This is a genomic window from Haloferax sp. Atlit-6N (assembly GCF_003383195.1).
Taxonomy (GTDB): domain Archaea; phylum Halobacteriota; class Halobacteria; order Halobacteriales; family Haloferacaceae; genus Haloferax; species Haloferax gibbonsii.
This window is the reverse complement of the sequence record NZ_QEQJ01000003.1, coordinates 84,875-104,466: the sequence shown is the minus strand read 5'-3', so window position 1 is coordinate 104,466 and position 19,592 is coordinate 84,875. Positions and strand designations below refer to the sequence as shown.

Sequence of the window (19,592 nt, the reverse complement as noted above, 5' to 3'; positions counted from 1 at the left end):
GTTTTCTCTGTCCGCACGCCGGCCGCGCCGGGTCGAGTCGGCCGCTCGCGTCGCCGCCGCGTTAGCTCACCGCACCCCGTCGAACGCCGTCACCAGCGGGTTGTCGACCTCGACGAAAAGCGGCGCGTCGTCGAGCGAGTCGTCCAGTTCGTCGATGTCGTGGAACCGCGTCAGGAGGTTCGACTGGCGGGTCAGCGTCGGCTCGGCGAGCAACCGGTCGAGGAGCGACGACCCCGGCGCGTCGACCCCGCGGAGCGATTCGAGTTCCTCGCGGAGCGCCGCGAGCAGTCGCCGCTCCTCGACCAGCCCGCTCCGCCCGAGCGCGCTGACGACGCCGAGCGCGTTGTTGAGAACCGTCCAGTATATCATGCGCTGGTCCGCGATGTCGTCGCCGCAGACGGTGTCCGTGCGCTCGCCGACGCCGGGGAGGAAGTCGTCGAGTCGGTCGTACCGCGACTCGGGGAAGTAGTAGCCCTGATTGTCGCGGTAGCGGAACGCGGTCGGATAGCCGTCTTCCAACAGGACGACGCTGTTCTGCTGGTGGGCCTCGACGCCGAAGCCGTACCGGAGGTAGAGCCACAGCACCGGCCGGAGCCCGACCGAGAGGTACCGCCGAAACCACGACTCGGCGACCGCGCCAGATGGGCGGCCCTCGCGTTCCGCGAGCGTCCCGACGATGGTCCCGAGCCGGGAGCGATGCTCGCCGATGGGATTCTGACAGAGCGCGACCACGGGCGTCGCGTTCGTCGCCGCGTCGCCGCGGAAGGGGTTCTCGCGGAGGACGGTCTCGAAGCCGGACTCGCCGTCGCCGAGGTCGACGGTGACGTAGGCCGGGTCGTCGACGAGACCGAACTCGGGGAACTCGGCGTCGATAACGTCGCGGAGGCCGGCGTCGAGCAGCTCGCTGACGGCGACGCCGCGGACCAGTTCGTGCCGCTTGTTGACCCGCGCGGAGTTGGTGATTTTGACGTTCAGCGAGCCTTTGACCATGAACGGCGCGTCCGGCGAGTACAGCGTCCGAACCGAGGTGGTCGGGTAGAACTCTCTGCCGACCTCGCCGAGCGACTCGATGCCGTCGCCGAGGCGCGCTCGAACCGCCGGCTGTGCGAGGAGGTAGTCGGCCTGCCACGGGTGGACCGGGACGAGTCCGTCGTCGGTGTCGCCGTCGAGGTGTTCGGCGGCGAACGACTCGGGCACCGCCTCGTCCGCTCGGAGCGCGTCGGCTATCCACGCCGGGGCGCTCCGGTCGAGCGTCGAGTCGTGGTCGAGGAGGTCGGACGCGACCCGGAAGTAGTGGAGCCGGAACGACCCGCGTAGCTCCGGCGCGAACCGCGGTTCGTCGTGCGGCGCGATGCCCTGCCTGCTCTTGGGCGTCGGGTGTCGGTGGTGGCCGAAGACGAGCGACTGCTCGGCGTCGCGGAACGTCGTCTCGAAGCCGTAGAGTCGCGCTTCGTCGCCGCGGCGGGCCTCGACCGCCCGGGCGGTGTTCCGACAGCTCTCGACGACCCGGAGGAGCAGTTCGTCCACCGCACCCGGCGCGTCGCGGGCGAGCGACAGCTCTTCGAGGAGCAATCGCGCAAGCCGGAGGTAGTCGAGGTCGATGACCCGGCCGTCCGGGAGGACGGAGACGCCGGGCCCGCCGAACAGGTGTCGGCCCCCGTCGGAATAGTACGAAAGCGGCACGAAAACCTCGATTTTCTGCTCCGGAAGCGGGAGTCGAACTCCACGTTTACAGTCGGCCTCGAGCGGCGCTTCGGCCGCGTCGACGACCTCGTGACCGCCGATTTCGTGGAGGTAGCAGTTGAGGAAACTGTGCAATGTCGCTGACGCGGCGCGGTCGTCCGGGGCCGCGTCGGCCGCCGGTGTCCGCCCGATATCTCGGCTGGTCGCCATGTGTTTTAGGCTGGCCTAAAAACATATAAGAATTCTGGCGGAACGCGCCGCTCGACGGCGGAGCGAAACGGGAAAAGCGGGGCCGCGAAGCGGGACCGACTACAGGTCGCCGTTGACGATGTCGCTGACGCGCTGGGCGTCGAACAGGCGCTCGTCGGCGTCGTACAGCGTCTGCGCGAGGCGGTCCGTGACGACGAGGTTCGTGATGGGGCCCTGGTAGAGTCCGCCGGCGCGGTAGACGTCGTCGTTCTTGACGGCGGTGAGCTCGCTCGCGACCTCGTGGTTCTCCATGAACGAGATGACCGTGTTCTGGAACTCCTCGCGGTCCTTGGCCTCCTGTCCGCGCAGGAGGATTATCTCGGGGTCGACGTCCAAGAGCGTCTCGAAGTCGACCGCGCCGCGGTTGCTGAAGAAGTCCTTCACGTCGGTCGCCGCGAGCGCGTCGTTGACTTTCAGGTCGTTGAGGTGCTTGAAGCTCGTTCCCTCGTCGATGATGTAGGGGTAGAACTCCTCGGGTTCGTCGCCGCCGCCCCAGACGACGGCGGCCGAGGGCCGCTCCCCCTGCCCGGGGACGACCGACGCGAGGTTCGCCTGGAACTCGTCGTGGACCTGTTCGAACGCCTCGAAGCGGTCCTCGCGCTGGAACACCTGCGAGAGCTTCTCGAACGCCTCGTAGAGGTCGTAGTAACGGTAGTCATCGTGCCACGCGTAGCCGCGCGAGAAGATGCTGTTGCCGAAGAACGGACCGACCTGCGTGCTGATCTCCTCGACGTCGGCGTCGCTCCACTGACCGCGGTTCTTGAGGAAGTTCGGGTCGGCGATGTGCACGTCCGCGTCCATGTCGTAGAACTGCTCTTTGCCGACGCCGCTGTCGCCCCAGAGCTGTCGAATCGACGATTTGTCCACGCTCACGCCCGGAATCTCGTCGTAGTACTGCGTGTGGTACCGGCCGGTGAGCCAGACCCCCATCGGCGCGTCGAGGCCGAGCGCGACGCCCATGTCGGCCCAACTGCCGTTGTTCGCGACCCACGTCTCCGGGACCGAGTCGAACGTGACCTCCCCCATCGGCTCTATCGATACCGAGTAGGACTCGGATGTCTCGGTCGTCGTCTCAGTCTCGGCCTCGGTTGTCGATTCGGTCGTCGCCGCCGTGGTCGTCTCGGTTTCGGATTCGGTCGTCTCCGACCCGCCGCCACCGGTACAGCCGGCGAGCAGACCACCCGCAACGACCGCCCCGCCGTACTGCAGATACTCGCGCCGCGTCGATTCTCGACCGCTGTGTCCGTCGTTTGCCATGTGTTTTAGGCTTCCCTAAATGGTTAAAACGTCTTCGAAATTTAGGCGAGCCTAACTACCGCCGTGTGGGGCGGCTCAGTCTGTCGCGTCGACGGGCGCTCTGACGGCGAGGACCGAGAGATCCGAGTACGGCGTCGAGTCGGGACCGCTCCCGCCGGCCGACTCGCGGAGGTCGCCGAGCGTGGTTCGGGTGATTCGCTCGTCGTCGTGGGTCAGCCGTTCGAGCACGAGCGCGTCCAGCGATTCGTCCGCGCCCGAATCGACGAGGAACTCCGCGATGTCGCCCGGCATCCAGTCGAACGGCCGCGGCAGGACGAGCAGGTGGCGCTCGCCGACCGCCCCGGCCAGTCGGTCGAGGTCGGCGTCGAGCGACCCGCTCTTGTGGAGCGTGACGAACCGCGTGTCCTCCATCGGCGTCCGGGCGCGACTCGCGGCTATCTGGAGCGACGAGATACCCGGAATCACCCGCACCGGTCGCTCGACGGCCCGCTGGACTTTCCCGAGGAACTGGTAGCCCGAGTGGTTCGGGTCGCCCATGAGGACCGCCGTCCCGCGCTCGCCGGCCGCGACGCGCCTCCCGAACTCGGACAGCGCCTCTGCTTCGTCGGCGTAGCCGCAGGTGAGCAGGTCGGCGTCGGTCTCGTCGGCAACGAAGTCGACGACCGTCTCGAAACCGACGACCACGTCTGCCTCCCGAATCGCTCGCCGCCCGCGAGGCGTCATATACTCCGGGTTGCCGGGGCCGATTCCGACCGCGTAGACCGGCGCGTCGGCGACCGCGGAGCCCTCGGCGTCCTCGCCGCTCCCGTCGATTCCGTCGATGCTCGGTTCGGGCGCGGCGGCCGCGAACGCCGCCGGGTCCGGCCCGGAATCGAGGTCGTACGGGTCGTCCTCACTCATGGTTTGCGAGGTCCACGTCGCCGTTTCGAACGTCGCTCGCGACGTGAATCAGCTCGTTCGTGAGCGCGGCCGCGAGGCCGCTCCCGCCGCGTTTCCCGACGTTCGTCACCGCGGGCACGTCGTACTCGTCGGCGATTTCGCGGACGCGTTTTCGGCTCTCTTCGGCCTTCACGAACCCGACGGGCGTCGCGACGACGGCCGCCGGTCGGGTCCCGTTTTCGATGCAGTCGCACAGCGCCAACGCGGCGGTCGGCGCGTTGCCGACGACCGCGATTGCGCCGTCGTAGACGCCCCGCTTGTCGAGTTCGAGCACCGCGGCCGCGGTCCGGGTCATGCCCGTCTCGGCGGCGAGTTCGGCTCCGTTGCCGATTGCCTTCCGCACCGGGCAGTCGTGGCCGCGGCCCGTGACGCCAGCTTTCGCCATCGTGATGTCGGTCACGATGGGTCGCTCGTCGAGGACGGCTCTCGCGCCCGCGACGACCGGGTCGTTCTGGCACCGGATGAGGTGCTGGAACTCGATGTCGCCGGTCGAGTGGACCGCCTTCTGTCGCAGTCGGTCGGTCAGCGTCTCGTCGGGGACGAACGTCCGGACGATGTCCATGCTCGTCTCCGCGATGTCCATCGCTTCTTGCGTCGTCGCGCCGAGGTCGGCGTAGGCGTCTCGTTCAGTCATCGGATTGGGTCTGCGTCATGGCGTTCGTCGTGCTCGCTTCGAGGTCGCCCTCCACGGAGAGGTTGATGTCCTGTAACCGCTCTCTCACGCCGTCGTCGGCGTCCCACAGGTCGCGGTCGATGGCTTCGAGGAACGTCGCGGTGATGCTTTCGAGCGCCCACGGGTTCACGTCGCGCAGCCACTCCCGTCGGTCCTCGTCGAAGGCGTAGGCGTCGGCGAGGCTCTCCCAGAGGGTGTCGCTGACGACACCCGTCGTCGCGTCCCAGCCGAGCGCGACGTCGACCGTGGTCGAGAGGTCGCCCGCGCCCTTGTAGCCGTGTTCCTCCATGCTGTCGAGCCAGTCGGGGTTGAGGACGCGCGCCCGCATCGCCTTGCGGACCTTCTCCTCGTTCGTGTAGACGCTGACGTTGTCGGGGTCGCTGGAGTCGCCGACGTACGAGGCCGGGTCGCTCTCGGAAATCTCGCCGACGGCGGAGACGAACCCGCCGTGGAAGGCGTACCAGTCGGAGGAGTCGAACTCGTCCTGCTCTGCGGTGTCCTCGATTTTCACCGTGGCTTCGACCCCGCTCAGGCGTCGCTCGAAGGCGTCGTGGGCCTCGGTCACGCTGCCGCGACTCCCGAGGGCGTAGCCGCCCCACTGGACGAACACGTCCGCGAGGTCGCTCCGGTCGTCCCACTCGCCCTCGTCGACGGCCTTGTTCGTCCCCGCGCCGTAGCCGCCGGGCGTCGTCGTGAACACGCGGTGTTTGGCCAGTGTCTCGGCCTCGTCGGCGTCGACGCCCTCCGATTCGAACTCGGCGGCGTCCTCCTCGACGTGCTTTTTCACGTAGTTCATCTCGTGGGGCTCGTCGAGTTCGACCACCGCGTCGACGGCGTCGTTGACGACGCTCGCGGCCTGCGGGAACGCGTCGCGGAACAGCCCCGAGACGCGGGTGGTCACGTCGATTCGCGGGCGGTCGAGTTCGTCCAGCGGAATCGGCTCCACGTCGTCGACGCGGCCCGCGTCGGTCCACACCGGTTCGACGCCCATGAACGCGAGCACCTGCGCGATGGTCTCGCCCCGGGTCCGGACCGTCGGCGTCCCCCACGCGACGACCCCGAACTCCTCGGGGTACTCGCCGTGGTCGTCGTAGTGGCGGTCCAGAACGCCCTCGGCGACGCGCTCGCCGACGCTCCACGCCGGCTTGGCCGGGACTTTCCGCGGGTCGAGCGTGTAGAAGTTCCGCCCGGTCGGAAGCAGGTCCACCCCGCCGCGGGTCGGCGCGCCGGAGCCGCCGGGGCGGACGTACTCGCCGTCGAGGGCGTCCGCAGTCTGCGGAATCTCGTCTTCAGCGGCCGCGATTCGCGGGGCCGCCTCGTCGCAGACGAACGCCAGCACCTCGCGGAGGTCGTCGTGCGCGCCGCGTTTCGCCCGCGCGTCGCCGAGTCGGTCGATATCGACGACGAGCAGGTTCATGTTCACCTCGTCGTCGGGGTCGGCGTCGGCCTCCGACTCGGGCACGTCGAAGTCGCGTTCGGCAAGGGCCGACACCAGTTCGACGCACTGGTCGTAGACGCGGTCTGCGGCCTCCGAGAGGTACATCCCGAGGTCGTCGTCGTACGTCCCCGGCTCGTCTCGCATCCGGTCGTAGTCGACGCCCATGACGCCCGCGACGCTCTCGCGGAGGCTCGGCGTGTCGGCGTTCGGGAGGCGGGTGAGCGCGACGAGGTACTCCACGAGTCGGTCGCGCTCGGGCGGTTCGCCCATCGTGTGGAGACCCATCCGAATCTGCGTCGTCTTCACGTCGGTCAGGTACTCGTGGACGCGCTCGACGAGGTCGTCGAAGTCCACCTGCTCGGAACTGACTTCGGCATCCGCGTCGCCGATTGCGTCACCGACCGCGTCGGCGTCTTCGAACCCGAGTTCGACCGCGAGGTCGAGGTCGTCGACCGCGTCGAGGAGGAGTTCGCGGAGTTGGTCGCCGCGCTCCGGTCGGGCTTCATCCATGCCGGCCTCGCGGTACTCGCGGGCGAGTTCTTCGAGGTCCGCGAGGTCGTCGTAGGTCCCCGCGGTGCGCATGACCGGCGTGAGGTAGTCCACGATGGCCGCGTAGGACCGGCGCTTGGCCTGCGTCCCCTCCCCGGGGTTGTTGATGATGTACGGGTAGACGTTCGGGAGGGCCGAGACCAGTTGGTCCGGGGCGCTCTCGCCGTTCAGGCCGACGGTCTTGCCGGGGAGCCATTCGAGGCTGCCGTGGGTGCCGAGGTGGACCACGGCGTCGGCCTCGAACGCCTCGCGGAGCCACGCGTAGAACGCCACGTAGTCGTGCGGGGGCTGGAGGTCCGAGTCGTGGTACACTTTCGAGGGGTCCATCCCGAAGCCGCGCGGGGGCTGGACGGTCACGAGGACGTTCTCGAACTCGACGCCCGGAATCGCAAAGGGTCGCTCGGGCGGGTCGCCCCACTCGTCGACGACGTTGTCTCGGAATCGCTCGTCGGTGTCGGCGAACCAGTCGGCGTACTGGTCGGGTGAGACCACGTCGACGCTCAGGTCACGCACGTCCTCGGGCGCGACCCAGCGGTCGTCGAGAGTCAACTGCGAGGTGAGGTCGTCGATGAGCGCCTGCCCGTCCGCGGGGAGGTCGCCGACGGCGTAGCCCCGACCCCGGAGTTCGGACAGGAGGTTGACCGTGCTCGCGGGGCTGTCCATCCCGAAGGCCGTCCCGATGCCGTCGTCGCTCGGCGGGTAGTTGTGGAGGACGACCGCGACGCGCTTCTCGTCGTTCGGCAGGTGGCGGAGCCGCGCCCAGTTGACCGCGAGTCGGGCGACGTGGTCGACCCGGTCCTCGATGGGGAAGTGCTGTTTCGGCGCGCTCCCGACACCCGCCTCGTCTTCCATCCGCTCTTTCCCGCTTATCGGGTGGGTGATGACGTTGCCGTCGAACTCGGGGAGCGCGACCGACAGCGCGAGTTCGAAGCCCATCACGCCCGTGTCGCTCGACTCGTACCGGCTTCGGGAGCGCATGGTCGTGACGGCCTGTAAGACGGGAACGCCGAGTTCGGTGAGGAACACGTCCTCGGCGTCCGCGCCCTCGTCGTCGGCGTCGCGGCCGCGCTCGCTCATCGACAGCGAGAACATGAAGGAGCTGACGACCGCGTCCACGACGGGGCCGTCGTCGTCCGAAAACCAGTTTCGCGCGACCCACTCGGCGTTCTCCTGTCCCTCCTCGTCGGTCGCGGGGTTGCAGAACGCGGGCAGGACGTTCGCGCCGAGCGACTCGAGTCGCTCCACGAGCGCGTCCACGTACCGGGTGTTCGCGTGCGTCCAGTGGGACTCGTAGAACCAGACGCCGATGGTCGGCTTGTCGGGATCGTGAGTGTCGAGCAGTTCGTCGTACTCGACGCCGGGGTAGTCCGGGTGGTAGACGCCCTCTGTCGGGAGTTCGACCGGGTCGTCGACTTCGGTCTCGACGCCGGCGTACTCGGCGGCGAGGAACCGACAGAGGTTCTCGACGTTCACCGCGCCGCCGCGGTCGAGGTAGTCGCAGACGCGCCGGCGGTCCGCGTCGGCGACGGTCGTGTCCCGCCGCGCGAAGGCGTCGCCGGTGGCCTTGACGACGAGCGGCACGCCGGCCGCTTCGAGCCGTTCGACCGCGTGGTCGTAGCCGGGCATGCTGTCTTCGGCCCCGTGGAGCCAGAAGACGGCCGCCGTCGCCGACTCCAACTCGTCGACGAAGGCGTCCGCGTCGATCACGTCGTCCAAATCGCTCGCGGAGCGGACGACGAGGTCGATTCCGTCGAGTCGGCGCGCGGCCCGCTGGACCGCGCCCAACTCGTTTTCCGTCGCTGTGTACAGTCCGATTGTCGGTGTCATTGATAAAGTGTTATTGTCTTACTGCAAGTACGATTTCGCATTCGATGACGACTCAGACGCTGCCGTTCTCGGCTATCGTCGGGCAAGACGAACTGAAACGAGCGTTGCTGGCCGTCGGAGCCAACGACGACCTCGACGGACTCCTCGTTCGCGGCGAGAAGGGAACCGCGAAGTCGACCGCGGTCCGCGCGCTTTCCGACCTCCTGTCCGAACAGGAAGTCGTCGCTGGCTGTCCGTACGGCTGTCCGCCGGACCCGGACGATCCGGCCCGCCAGTGCGACTCGTGTCGCGCCCGCGACGACCCCGCGGTCGAGCGCCGGTCGGTCCCGCTCGTGACGCTCCCGCTCGGCGCGACCCGCGACCAGGTCGCGGGCACGCTCTCGGTCGCCGACGCGCTCGACGGGGAGGCGTCGTTCGACCCCGGGCTCTTGGCCCGCGCGAACCGCGGCATCCTCTACGTGGACGAGGTGAACCTCCTCGACGACCACCTCGTCGACCTGCTTTTGGACGCGGCCGCGAGCGGCGTCAACCGCGTCGAGCGCGACGGCGTGAGCGTCGAACACCCCGCCGAGTTCACCCTCGTCGGGACAATGAACCCCGAGGAGGGCGACCTCCGCCCCCAGCTCCGGGACCGCTTCGCTCTCCAGGCGACCGTCGTCGGCAGCCGCGACATCGACGACCGCGTGGAGATTATCGACCGGGCGCTGGCGGACGGCGACGACCCGGAGACGGTCGCCGACGCCCACCGCGAGGGGACGGCGGCGCTCGCAACCGCGCTCCGCGAGGCGACGGACCGCCTCGACTCGGTCGCGCTCCCGGCCGAGTTCAAGCGCGATATCGCCGAACTCTGCGTCGACGCCGGCGTCGAGGGCCACCGCGCCGACATCGCCATCGCCCGCGCGGCCCGCACCCTCGCGGCGCTCGACGGCCGGACGAAGGTGCTCGAAAGCGACGTGCGCGAGGCGGCCGCGCTCGCGCTCCCGCACCGACTTCGGAGCCGCCCGTTCGACGACGACCCGAACGTCGACGACGTGCTCGACGACCACTTCGACGGGGAAGACGACCGGGACGACGGTGACGGCGAGGAGGATGGTAGCGGTGACGGGAGCGAAGGTGCCGGTGGCGACGGCGATAGTGACGGGGGAGACGACGGCGATGGTGGCGATAGAGACGACGACGGTGGAGGCGACGGCCGCAACGACGACGGTGGCGAGGAAGCCGGTTCCGACGCCGCGGGAGATTCTTCTGATTCCGATGCCGGGGACGACGATGACGGGGACGATGCCGGCTGCGACGACCGAGGTGGAGCGGTCGGCGGAGCCGACGAGAGCGCCCCCGAAGACGACGACCCCGACGAAGCAACGCCGCTTCTCCCCGGGCAGAGCCGGGCCGCCATCGGCGACTCCGAGCGCCCGCCGGTCGAAGAGGCGACCCTCGACGCGGAGACGCCCGGTGACGGGAGCCGCGCCGCAGTTCGGGAGTCGCGGCAGGGCCGAGGCTCGCGGGTGCGGACCGAACCGGCGACCGAGACCGACGACATCGACGTTCCCGCCTCGGTCCGGGCCGCGGCCTCGGCCGGGCGCTCCCGCGTCACCCGGTCGGACCTCAGAACCGCGGTCGCCCGCGGGTCGGCCGAGACGCTCGTCGTGTTCGTCGTGGACGCGAGCGCGTCGATGCGCGCCGCGATGCGGCGGGCGAAAGGCACCGTGCTGTCGCTCCTCGAAGACGCCTACGAACAGCGCGACGAGGTCGCGTTCGTCGCCGTCGCCGGCGACGACGCCGAGGTGTTGCTCCCGCCGACCGACAGCGTCACGCTGGCGGCGCGGCACCTGAAGGAGCTCCCGACGGGCGACAGGACGCCGCTTCCGTCCGGGCTGGACGCCGCGCGCCGGGTCATCGACCGCTCGGACGCCGACGCCGCGCTCGTCGTCGTCGTCACCGACGGCCGGGCCAACGTCGCGGACGGCAGTCCCACCGGACAGACCCGGTCGGCGGCGCGGCACCTCGCCACCGCCGACGCCTCGGTCGTCGTCGTCGACGCCGGCGACGACGGTATCGGCGTGACCGACATCCTCGTCTCCGAGACGGGCGCGCGGCGCATTCCCCTGTCCGACCTGTCGGCCGAGCGGGTCGCCGAGGCCGCGCGCTCGGCAGACGGTCAGTAGCCGGGACTCGGTCGTCTCTTTTGGCATGGTGTGCTCCTATCGAATCGGTCGCGTGCGGAGTCGGTACGCCCCGCGAGTGACGCCCTCGTCGTGGTACTCGACCGGCTCTTCGACCACCGCGAGGACGCCCCCGCCCGCGGCGACGGCGGTCGGGATACCGGGGAGTCCCTCCGTTTCGACGTGCCCCGCGTCGGGGGCGAAAACGTGGACGCCGTGGCGCTCGGCCTCTCGCTCCCGGAAGTGCTGGGCGGACGGCACGAACGCCGCGAGTCGGTGGCGACGGCCGCCCGTGCGAACCCGCCGGTGTCGCGGGTCCACAGGCGCTCGCCCTCGTCGACCGAGACGCCGACCGCGGTGTGTTCGTCGGGGTGTCGCGCGTCCGGGTCGCGGGTCGACTCGGCGAACGTGTTCCCCGTGACGAAGACGGCGGTTCCGTCGGCGACGCAGACGTGGTTCGGGTAGGCGTAGACGGTCTCGTCGCCGACGCGGCGCTCGGTCGCGAGGTCGAGTCGCCACCGCGTCTGCCCGTCGAAATCGATGAGGTAGCCGCGTTTGTCGCCGTGGCTGGCGACGGCGACGGCGTCGCCCGCGAAGGCCACGTCGCCGGCGCGTCGGTCCCCGTCGGTGTCGGGGTCCCACGACGCGACCCGCGCCCCGGAGTGTGCGTCGAGGAGAACGAGACCGTCCTGTTCGGGGTTCGGACAGCGGTTGTACGCGACGGCGACGCGGTCCCCCTCGGCGGCGACCGCGATGGGCGACGCGTGGACGTGTCTGCGCCACGCGAGCCGTCCGTCTCGGTCGAACCCGAGGACGACGCTCCGCCAGGCCCTGTCCTCGCCGTCCCGCTCGTAGCGCCGGGCGGCGACGACGACCCTGTCGCCCGTCACCGCGAGGTCGACGACGTACGGCCGGAAGAACAGCGAGTCCTTCGTCGCCGTGCCCACGTCGTCGGCCGTCGCGTACGTCCAGCGGGCGACGCCCGTTTCGGCGTCGAGGACGCGAACCAGCCCGTCGCCGCCGCGCTCGCCGACGACGAGGGCGTCGTCTGTCGCGGCCATCGACACGACGGAGTGCTCACCGCGCGCCCGCCAGCGCTCGCCGGCGTCGGGCGCGGCGTCGGAGGCACTGGTCGCGTCGGTAGCAGTCTCCAGCGCGACGACGCGGCCGTCCGCGGTCCCGACGAAGACGGCGTCGGCGGTCGCTTCGACCGCGGAGCGCGCCCAGTTGTGGCGACTGCTCGCGGGCTCGACTTCCCCGAGGTCGCGGCGGGCCGTGAGTGGGGACGGTGCCATCGGGACTCAGTCCTCGACGGGGAAGGCGTCGTGGAGCGTGTGGTGCGTCTCTCCGAGGTCGTCGAGGAACGTATCGGCTCCCTCGCGGATGCGGCGAAGCGACCGCTCGGCGTCGCGGACGGCGACGAGCCGTCCCCGAAGGTAGCCCGATTGCGGGTCGTCCTCGTCGATTCGCGTCGCCTCCTCTTCGAGGTCGACGAGCGCGGCGTCGAGATGCCGCTGGGCCTCGTCGAGGGTGGTCGCGTTCGCGAGCGCCTGAATCGGGCCGGGGTCGTCGAGGTAGTCTTCGAGTTCGGCTTCGGCGTGTCGCTTCGCGTGTTCGTCGGTCGTTCCGGTGATGTTCAACAGCGCGAGTCGGAGCGCTTCGAGTTCTGCGCAGGCCATGGTTAGAGTGATTGGTGGACGAGGTTCGAGACGATGCGGTCCCGTTCGAGGTGGGACGAGACGATGCGGTCGGTGTCGTCGGGCGTCACGCCGCCGTACCAGACGCTGTCGGGGTAGACGGCGACGATCGGGCCGTCGCCGCACTGGCCGAGACACGAGCTACGAGAGACGTGCACGTCGCAGTCATCGGCGTCGCGCACGCCCTGTCTGAGCTCTTCGAGGACGGTCGCCGCGCCGCTGGCGGCGCAGGTCTGGTTCGTGCAGACCGCGACGTGTTTCTCGGGGGCGTCGTGGACGTGCGGGTCGTCGTCCACGTCGGTTCGGTCGGCGTGTTCGGCCTGATGGACGAGCGAGCGGAGCATCGCGCGCGCGCCGCCCTCGTCGTCCTCGTAGCCGGCGAGTTCGACCTTGTACTTGCAGGTGTCGCAGGACATCTCGACGCTCCCGGAGCGGGCCTCTCGATACCGGTCGGCGAGCGTCTCGACCACCCGGTCGTCCGCGCCGAGCGGTCCCGACGCGCCGGCGTCGACGTAGGGGTACTCCTCGTCGAACGTCTCGGCCGTGTCCACGATTCGCCCCGTCAGCACGCCGTCGCCGAGCATGTACGGGAGGACGACGACCGCGTCCGGGCGGTCCTTGGCGACGGTGTGAAGCGTCTCCTCCAACCGGGGCGTGGTGACGCCGATGAACGCCGATTCGACGCGGGTGAACCCGCGGCCCTCGTACAGCAGGCGCGCCAGTTTGTGCACGTCGCCGTTCGAGTCGGGGTCGCTCGACCCGCGGGCGCAGAGCACGACCGCCACGTCGTCGTCCTCGCGGTCGACGCCGAGGTCGGACTCGACCGCCCGCGCCCGCTCGTCCAGCAGGTCCACGAGCGAGGGGTGGATGCCGAGGTGCGACCCGAACCGGAACTCGGTGTCGTCGTGGGTCGCGCGGGCCCGCTGGACCGCCAGCGGCACGTCGTTTTTCACGTGGCTCGCGGCGAAAAGCGAGAGGGGGACGACGGTCATCGTCCGGCAGGTCGGTGCCAGCGACTCGATTGCGTCGTCTATCGACGGCTCGGCGAGTTCGATGTACGCCGCGTCGACCGGAACCGATAGCCGCGACTCCAATTTCGCCGCGAGCGTCCGCACCTGCTCGTTGGACGCCTCGCGGCGCGAGCCGTGGCCGACGAGGAGCACCGCGTCGTCGTCGAGCGCCGGGTCGGGCCGTTCGAGGCTCATGCGTTCTCGGCCTCTTCGAGACTGCGGACGAGCTTTCGCCGCCGCGTCGGCGCGAACAGGCTCGTCCCGTCGCTGCCCTCGTAGACCCACTCGCCGAAGCCGGCGGCCGCGTCGTCGTCGATACCGAACCAGTGGCCGCCCGACGAGGTCTCCTGAATCGGGCCGGTCGGCGCGTCAGCGGGGCAGGCGTCGAGCAGTCGGTCCACGGTGTCGAGGAGCGCCCGGTCGTCGTGGACGAACGAGATGCCGACCGTCCCCACCGAGGACTTGAAACAGACCGTCCCGCAGGATTCGAGGAGCCCCCGAAGGAGCTGTTTTCGCCGGTCTTCGAACGCGTCGAAGCGGTAGCCGCCGGCGTCGTCGCCGACGGGGAGGCCGAACGCGGCGCTCGCGCTTCTGACCACGTCGCCTTCGACCATGACGTGGTACTCGTCTTTGACGCGGGTGACGGCGGTGTTGTGCGCGTATTCTCGTTCCGTCTCCCGGCGGTCGATGTCGCCGCCGCCGGCGATGGCCGCGAGGCGGTTCGCGCAGGTCTCGTCGTTCGTCAGCGCCGTGAACTGCCCCGGCTCGACGCGGCCGCCGCCGGCGACGTGGCCCCACAGGTAGGCCGTCTCGGGCGCGCTCTCCAGGAGGTCGTCCGCGGGGTCGACGCCGACGTCGCTCACGCGTCCACCTCCCGGACCGAAATCGCGCCGGGCGGACAGGCTCGGGCCGCGAGCGCCGCGTCTTCGTCCGCCTCGGCGTCTCCTTCGAGGAGAGCGACGACGCGTTCGTCGGTGCGCTTGACGCGCACGACGCCCGCCGCGTCGGGGTCGATCGTGGCGAGGCCGTCGTCGTCCTCGACGAACCGCCCGTCGCGGGCGAGACAGGCGAAGATGCCGTCGCAGGCGTCTCGGTCGATTGCGATTTCGAACATCTCAGTACTCGTACTTCTGCTCGTAGCCTCGCGGCGTCACCATCCGGTCGTCCCAGACGTAGGTCTCCTCGTTGCCGACAAGCAGCGTCGTCGTCATGTCCACGAGGTCGGTCTCGCCGAGGTCGGGCAGTTCGCGGAGTTCGACGATTTCGACTTCCTCGTCGTCGCGGCCCGCGCCGTGGACGATGCCGACCGGCGTGTTGGGCGCGCGGTGTTCGAGGAGAATCTCGCAGCACTTCTCGTAGTTCGACCGGCGCTTGCGGCTCCACGGGTTGTAGATGGCGATGGTGAAGCCCTCCTTGGCGGCCGTGTGGAGTCGCGACTCGATGGTCGGCATCGAGGTCAAGTGGTCCGAGAGGCTGATGGTCACGGTGTCGTTGACGAGCGGCGCGCCCAGCCGGGCCGCGCAGGACTGCGCCGCCGGGACGCCCGCGACCACGTCGAAGTCGACCATGCTCGCGGTTGCGCCCTTCGATTCGAGGATTTCGAGCGCGAGCCCGGCCAGCGCGTACACGTTGGGGTCGCCGCTCCCGACGATGGCCACGTCGTTGCCGGCGAGCGTTCGGTCGACCGCCTCCTCGGTCCGAGAGACCTCGCCGCACATCGGCGTCGAGTAGATGTCGTCTGCGCCCTCGACGATGTCGTCTGGGAGGAGTTCGATGTAAGTCGTGTAGCCGACGATGTGGTCGGCCTCGCGGAGGGTGTCTTTCGCCAGCGTGGTCATCTCGCTCGCACGACCGGGACCGAGGCCGACGGCGACGAGTTGCCCCGGTTCGCCGTCGAAGTCCTCGATGGTCGCTTCGACCTTCTCGGCGGTCTGTCCCTTCTTCGAACCGCCCGAACTGCCGCCGCACTTCGAAGCAGCGTCGCCGTCGCCCTTCGAGGACGACGCGCCACACCTCGATTCTGAGTCGGCTGCGTCAGTCGATTCCGCCGTCGCTCCGCCGCACTTCGATTCGGATTCCGTGTCTGATTTGCTCATGCGTTAGAAGTCGTCGACGTCGCGCCCGCCGCGGGGCGTGACGAGATACGTTTCGTAGTCGTTGCTCCAGGGTTCGGTCTCGTGGGTGCCGATGAGAATCGAGGTTCCCATCCCGCCCACGTCGTCGTCGTGGGCTTTCGCGTCGCCGAGGGTCGTCACCGAGAACGTCTCGTCGTCCAGATTGCGGCCCGCCTCGCCGCGGCCGGCGTCGTTGAAGATGCCGACCGGTACGTCGTCGGCCCGCTCCTCGCGGACCACGTCGATGGCGCGTTCGTAGTTCCGCCAGCAGTTGTACAGGACGATGACGAAGCCGCTGATGGCGGCCGCGCGCAGTTTCTCTTCGATTTCGTCCCAGCCGCGCCACTTGTCGGACAGCGAGACCGTACAGAAGTCGTTCGACAGCGGCGCGCCCATCATGGCCGCGCCGCCGAGCGCCGCGGTGACGCCGGGGACGATTTCGATTGGCACGTCGGTCGCCTCGTCCGTCTCCGCCATCGTGAACACGAGGTCGGACTTCCCGTAGACGTTCGGGTCGCCGCCGGAGACGTGGACCACGTCCTCGCCGTCGCGGACGCGCCCGAACGCCTCGCGGGTCAGTTCGACCTGCTTTCCCATCGACGAGCGGACGACTTCCGGCCCCTCGTCGCTTTCTTCGGGTGGGAGCGTTCCGTCGTCGCGAAGGAACTCCTGATAGAGGTTCGAAGCGACCACGCAGTCCGAGGTCGAAACGAGTTCCTTCGCCCGCTGGGTCATGTGGTCCGGGAGGCCCGGGCCGATGCCGACGACGTAGAGCGTCCCGTAGTCGTCGGGCACCTCGTCGCGGCCGCTGGAGCCGGACGCCGGTTCGCCGCCGTCGCTCATCGTCCCACCGCCACGGTCACGGCGTCGTCGTAGCGCCGCTTTTCGACGACCAGTTCGTGGTCGCGGCCGCCGGCGATGGCGCTCGCCTCGGCGATGCCGGGCCAGCCGATGAGTTCCTTCGACCGCGAGGGCGTCGGTCCCTCGAACTCGGAGAGGGTCTCCTTTTCGAAGTAGACGACGCCCGCGCCGATTTCCTCGGCAGCGTCGAGCATACCGGGTTCGTCCGCCTTTCGCGTGCCGGTGGCGACGAACTCCACGTCGTCCCAGTCGCGGTCGGCGTCGTCGAGCGCCCGCTCCCACGCCGTCAGGAACTGCGCTTTCTTCGCGCCGGAGACGCTCCCGGTCCCGAGGACGACGCCGTCGTCGCCGTTGCGCTTCAGGACTGTCACGTCGTCGCCGACGAGGACCGCCTTCGGGCCGTCGAGTCGGGCGACCGGGCCGAGTTCGTCGTTGAGGACGGCGAGGTTCGTCGCCACGGTCGAATCGCCGTTGACGACGTGGGAGTCGAGCGCCTTCGCCTTGCTCTCGACGCCCTGTTTGCCCGCGGCCTCCGAGGCGGTCGTCATCGCCGGGACGGCCCCGAGTTTCGAGAGGTCGTAGGCGACTTGGTTCGCGCCGTGGTGGCCGCCGGTGAGCGGAATCGCCCACGTCAGTTCCTCGTCGACGACGACGACCGCCGGGTCCTCCCACTTGTCGTCGAGGAGGCCCGCGGTCTTCCGCATGGCGATGCCGCTGGCCATGAGGCCGACGAAGCAGTCGTACTCGCCCCAGTGGTCGGCGAACACGTCGCCGTGGTAGGTGAGAACGTCTATCCGGTCGTAGTCGTCCGCGAGGTCGCGCTTGATTTCTTCCGCCGTGTCGAGCTTTCGTTCGAAGCTGACGATGGCGATTTCGTCGGCGACCTCGCCGTCGCTGTCGGGAGTACTACAGTGGCCGCTTTCGGAGTCTGTCGAGTTGCCGCTCATTGTGTCTGCCCCTCTGTTTCAGAATCGGGTTCGTCGTTCGGCGCGTCGCCGCCGCGGGCCCAGTCGCCGTAGAGGAACGACCGCTCGTAGTTCGAGCCGTTCACCGCCTCGCCGATGATGACGAGCGCCGAGGCGCGGTAGCCCGCGTCTTCGACCCGCTGGCCGATGGTCTCGATGGTCCCCTCGATAACGTCTTCGTCAGGCCACGAGGCGTGGTAGACGACCGCGACGGGCGTGTCGGGGTCGTGGCCCTCGTCCAGTAGTCGGTCCATCGTCTCGGCGACGGCGTGGGTGCCGAGGTAGATGCAGACCGTGGTGTCGCCGAAGCCGACGAAGTCGCCGATGTGGTCTTCCTCGGGCGAGAGCGTCCGACCCCGCGGTCGAGTGAAGACGACGTGGTTCGAGACCTCGTTCAGCGTCAACTGGGTGCGGAGCGTCGCGCTCGCGGCGAACGCGGAGGTGACGCCGGGGACGAGGTAGCTCGGAACGCCCGCCTCGGCCAGCGCGTCCATCTGCTCCAAGGCGGCCCCGTAAATCGCCGGGTCGCCGCTGTGGAGTCGGACGACGGTCCGGCCCGACTCGTAGGCCTCCGCCATCAGGGGAATCAGCTCTTCGAGGTCCTTGCCGACGCTGTTGACTCGTTCGGCGTCGGCGCAGAACACGTCTAAGAGCTCGCTGTTGACGAGCGACCCCGCGTGAACCACGAGGTCGGCGTCCTCGACGAGTTTTCTTCCGGCGACAGTGAGCAGGTCCGGGTCGCCCGGTCCCGCGCCGACGAAGGGGATTCCCTCCTCGTCGGTGAAGCCGGTGTCCGCGTCGCCGTCGACGCTCACGCCGACCCTCCCGATTCGACGCCGTCGAACGCGGCGGTCGCCACCTCGCGCTCGACGCCCTCGCGCTCCGCGTAGGCCAGCGTGTAGTAGTCGCGCTCCGCGAGTTCGTCGGGGTCGTCGGTGACGACCGTCTCGCCTTGCTCCATGAACAGGCGGCGGCCGAACCGAACGTCGTAGCCCGCCTCGGTCAGTTTCTCGTGGGTCGTCGGCGCGTCGGTGACCTTGAACAGCACCATGCGGTCGGGGCCGGTCGGCGCGGAGCCGTTCGCGGCCTCGCGGAGCGCGAGCCCTGTCCCGGACTCGATTTCGACGCCGAGCACGGTCGTGAAGGCCGTCATCGCGCTCACGCCGGGGACGACTTCGAGGTCGACCTCGGGGTGGAACGCGTCGAGGGTGCGGCGGAGGTGCCCGAACGTCGAGTAGACGTTGGGGTCGCCGAGGGTCACGAACGCCACGTCCTCCGTGTCGGCGCGGGCGGCCACCTCGGCGGCGGCCTCCTTCCACGCGCGGCGGAGTTCGTCGGGGTCGCGCGTCATCGGGAAGTCGAGGTCGCCGATGCGCTCCTCGGGGACGTGGTTCAGCGCGACCGTCCGCGAGAGTCGGCCGGGCGAGTAGACCACCGCCGCCGATTCGAGCAGGCGTTTCCCCTTGACGGTCACGAGGTCGGCGTCGCCGGGGCCGAGGCCGATGCCGTAGACGGTCATAGCCCCTCCGCGCCCCGCCGACCGACGACGACGTAGACCGGGTTGTTCGACCGGAAACTCGTCGCGCCGGCGAGTTCGTAGCCGTGGCTCACCTGCAACTGGACGACCTCCGAGAGCAGGTCGCGCTCGCGGAACGCCTCGATGGCGTCGCCGGCTGGTTCGACCCGCGAGACGTTCATCACGACTCGGTCCACGCCGGTCTCGACGGCGTGGTCGAGGACGGCCTCGAAGTTCCGGCTCCCGCCGACGAACATCGCGTCGGCGTCGGCCGGAAGCCCCTCGGGGGCCTCCGCCTCGCGGAGCGTCACGTCGGCGTCGTAGTCGTTCGCCCCGAGGTTCTTCCGCGTCACGTCCAGCCGCTTCGGTTTCCGTTCGACGGCGGTCACGCGCTCGGCCCGCCGGGCCGCCTCGATGGTGACCGAGCCGGTACAGGAGCCGACGTCGACGAAGTGGTCCGTCGGCCGCAAGCCGAGTTTGTCGAGCGTGACCGCTCTCACCTCCGGTTTCGTGGGTCCCGCCTTGGCGTCGTGCGGGAGCGTTACCTGTGACATTCGACTCGACAATCCGGGCGCGGTTTGAAAACAATTGTGCTTGGAGTACAGCAAATCAACTTTCATAAAATCGACCCGCCGAGTTATTAAATTTCAGT

16 protein-coding genes and 1 pseudogene are annotated in these 19,592 nt (G+C 69.4%); 1 reads left to right on the top strand and 16 read right to left on the bottom strand.

The annotated features are described in order from the left end of the window. Positions 1-66: 66 nt before the first annotated feature. From DEQ92_RS12815 to cobN, 5 genes are all read right to left on the bottom strand, one after another. Positions 67-1,893, bottom strand: a complete 1,827-nt coding sequence (locus tag DEQ92_RS12815; RefSeq protein WP_049904913.1) for an IucA/IucC family siderophore biosynthesis protein — start codon at positions 1,891-1,893, stop codon at positions 67-69. A 99-nt stretch (positions 1,894-1,992) separates the two neighbouring features. Next, positions 1,993-3,189: an ABC transporter substrate-binding protein gene (locus DEQ92_RS12810; protein ID WP_115820913.1), complete on the bottom strand. Its 1,197-nt coding sequence runs from the start codon at positions 3,187-3,189 to the stop codon at positions 1,993-1,995. A gap of 75 nt (positions 3,190-3,264) precedes the next feature. Continuing rightward, the gene (locus DEQ92_RS12805) at positions 3,265-4,089 is read right to left on the bottom strand and encodes a cobalt-precorrin-7 (C(5))-methyltransferase (RefSeq protein ID WP_115820912.1); all 825 of its coding nucleotides are present in this window, start codon (positions 4,087-4,089) and stop codon (positions 3,265-3,267) included. Beyond that, entirely contained in the window at positions 4,082-4,762 is a 681-nt protein-coding gene (locus DEQ92_RS12800) for a precorrin-8X methylmutase (RefSeq protein ID WP_115820911.1), read from the bottom strand. The genes DEQ92_RS12805 and DEQ92_RS12800 overlap by 8 nt, the downstream gene beginning before the upstream one ends. Then, positions 4,755-8,615, bottom strand: a complete 3,861-nt coding sequence (gene cobN / locus DEQ92_RS12795; protein ID WP_115820910.1) for a cobaltochelatase subunit CobN — start codon at positions 8,613-8,615, stop codon at positions 4,755-4,757. Before cobN ends, DEQ92_RS12800 begins: the two co-directional genes overlap by 8 nt. A gap of 44 nt (positions 8,616-8,659) precedes the next feature. Here cobN and DEQ92_RS12790 point away from each other — a divergent pair, with 44 nt between their 5' ends. Beyond that, positions 8,660-10,780, top strand: coding sequence for a VWA domain-containing protein (locus DEQ92_RS12790; RefSeq protein ID WP_115820909.1), 2,121 nt, complete (start codon positions 8,660-8,662; stop codon positions 10,778-10,780). Between the two features lie 36 nt (positions 10,781-10,816). On the opposite strand, the pseudogene DEQ92_RS12785 reads toward DEQ92_RS12790, so the two are convergent. The 11 genes and pseudogenes from DEQ92_RS12785 to cbiT all read right to left on the bottom strand — a co-directional run bounded on the left by DEQ92_RS12785 (position 10,817) and on the right by cbiT (position 19,494). Beyond that, a pseudogene (locus DEQ92_RS12785) lies at positions 10,817-12,072 on the bottom strand (PQQ-binding-like beta-propeller repeat protein). A gap of 6 nt (positions 12,073-12,078) precedes the next feature. Continuing rightward, positions 12,079-12,456: a DUF3209 family protein gene (locus tag DEQ92_RS12780; RefSeq protein WP_115820908.1), complete on the bottom strand. Its 378-nt coding sequence runs from the start codon at positions 12,454-12,456 to the stop codon at positions 12,079-12,081. Between the two features lie 2 nt (positions 12,457-12,458). Beyond that, on the bottom strand, positions 12,459-13,679 hold the full coding sequence (locus tag DEQ92_RS12775; RefSeq protein WP_004972139.1) for a CbiX/SirB N-terminal domain-containing protein: 1,221 nt from the start codon (positions 13,677-13,679) through the stop codon (positions 12,459-12,461). Then, a complete protein-coding gene (locus tag DEQ92_RS12770) occupies positions 13,676-14,347 on the bottom strand; it encodes a cobalamin biosynthesis protein (protein ID WP_115820907.1) in 672 nt (223 codons plus the stop codon). The genes DEQ92_RS12775 and DEQ92_RS12770 overlap by 4 nt, the downstream gene beginning before the upstream one ends. Then, positions 14,344-14,598, bottom strand: coding sequence for a ferredoxin (locus DEQ92_RS12765; RefSeq protein WP_004972134.1), 255 nt, complete (start codon positions 14,596-14,598; stop codon positions 14,344-14,346). The genes DEQ92_RS12770 and DEQ92_RS12765 overlap by 4 nt, the downstream gene beginning before the upstream one ends. 1 nt (position 14,599) lies before the next feature. Next, the gene (gene cobJ, locus DEQ92_RS12760; protein WP_115820906.1) at positions 14,600-15,580 is read right to left on the bottom strand and encodes a precorrin-3B C(17)-methyltransferase; all 981 of its coding nucleotides are present in this window, start codon (positions 15,578-15,580) and stop codon (positions 14,600-14,602) included. Between the two features lie 3 nt (positions 15,581-15,583). Beyond that, on the bottom strand, positions 15,584-16,441 hold the full coding sequence (locus DEQ92_RS12755) for a precorrin-3B C(17)-methyltransferase (RefSeq protein WP_049968713.1): 858 nt from the start codon (positions 16,439-16,441) through the stop codon (positions 15,584-15,586). Further along, entirely contained in the window at positions 16,438-17,406 is a 969-nt protein-coding gene (gene cbiG, locus DEQ92_RS12750; RefSeq protein WP_049968712.1) for a cobalt-precorrin 5A hydrolase, read from the bottom strand. Before cbiG ends, DEQ92_RS12755 begins: the two co-directional genes overlap by 4 nt. After that, positions 17,403-18,239, bottom strand: coding sequence for a precorrin-4 C(11)-methyltransferase (cobM, locus tag DEQ92_RS12745; RefSeq protein WP_115820905.1), 837 nt, complete (start codon positions 18,237-18,239; stop codon positions 17,403-17,405). Before cobM ends, cbiG begins: the two co-directional genes overlap by 4 nt. Beyond that, positions 18,236-18,943, bottom strand: a complete 708-nt coding sequence (locus tag DEQ92_RS12740; RefSeq protein ID WP_008097003.1) for a cobalt-factor II C(20)-methyltransferase — start codon at positions 18,941-18,943, stop codon at positions 18,236-18,238. Before DEQ92_RS12740 ends, cobM begins: the two co-directional genes overlap by 4 nt. Then, positions 18,940-19,494 (bottom strand): precorrin-6Y C5,15-methyltransferase (decarboxylating) subunit CbiT, encoded by a 555-nt coding sequence (cbiT, locus tag DEQ92_RS12735; RefSeq protein WP_004972122.1) that lies wholly within the window; start codon positions 19,492-19,494, stop codon positions 18,940-18,942. Before cbiT ends, DEQ92_RS12740 begins: the two co-directional genes overlap by 4 nt. Positions 19,495-19,592: the final 98 nt, after the last annotated feature.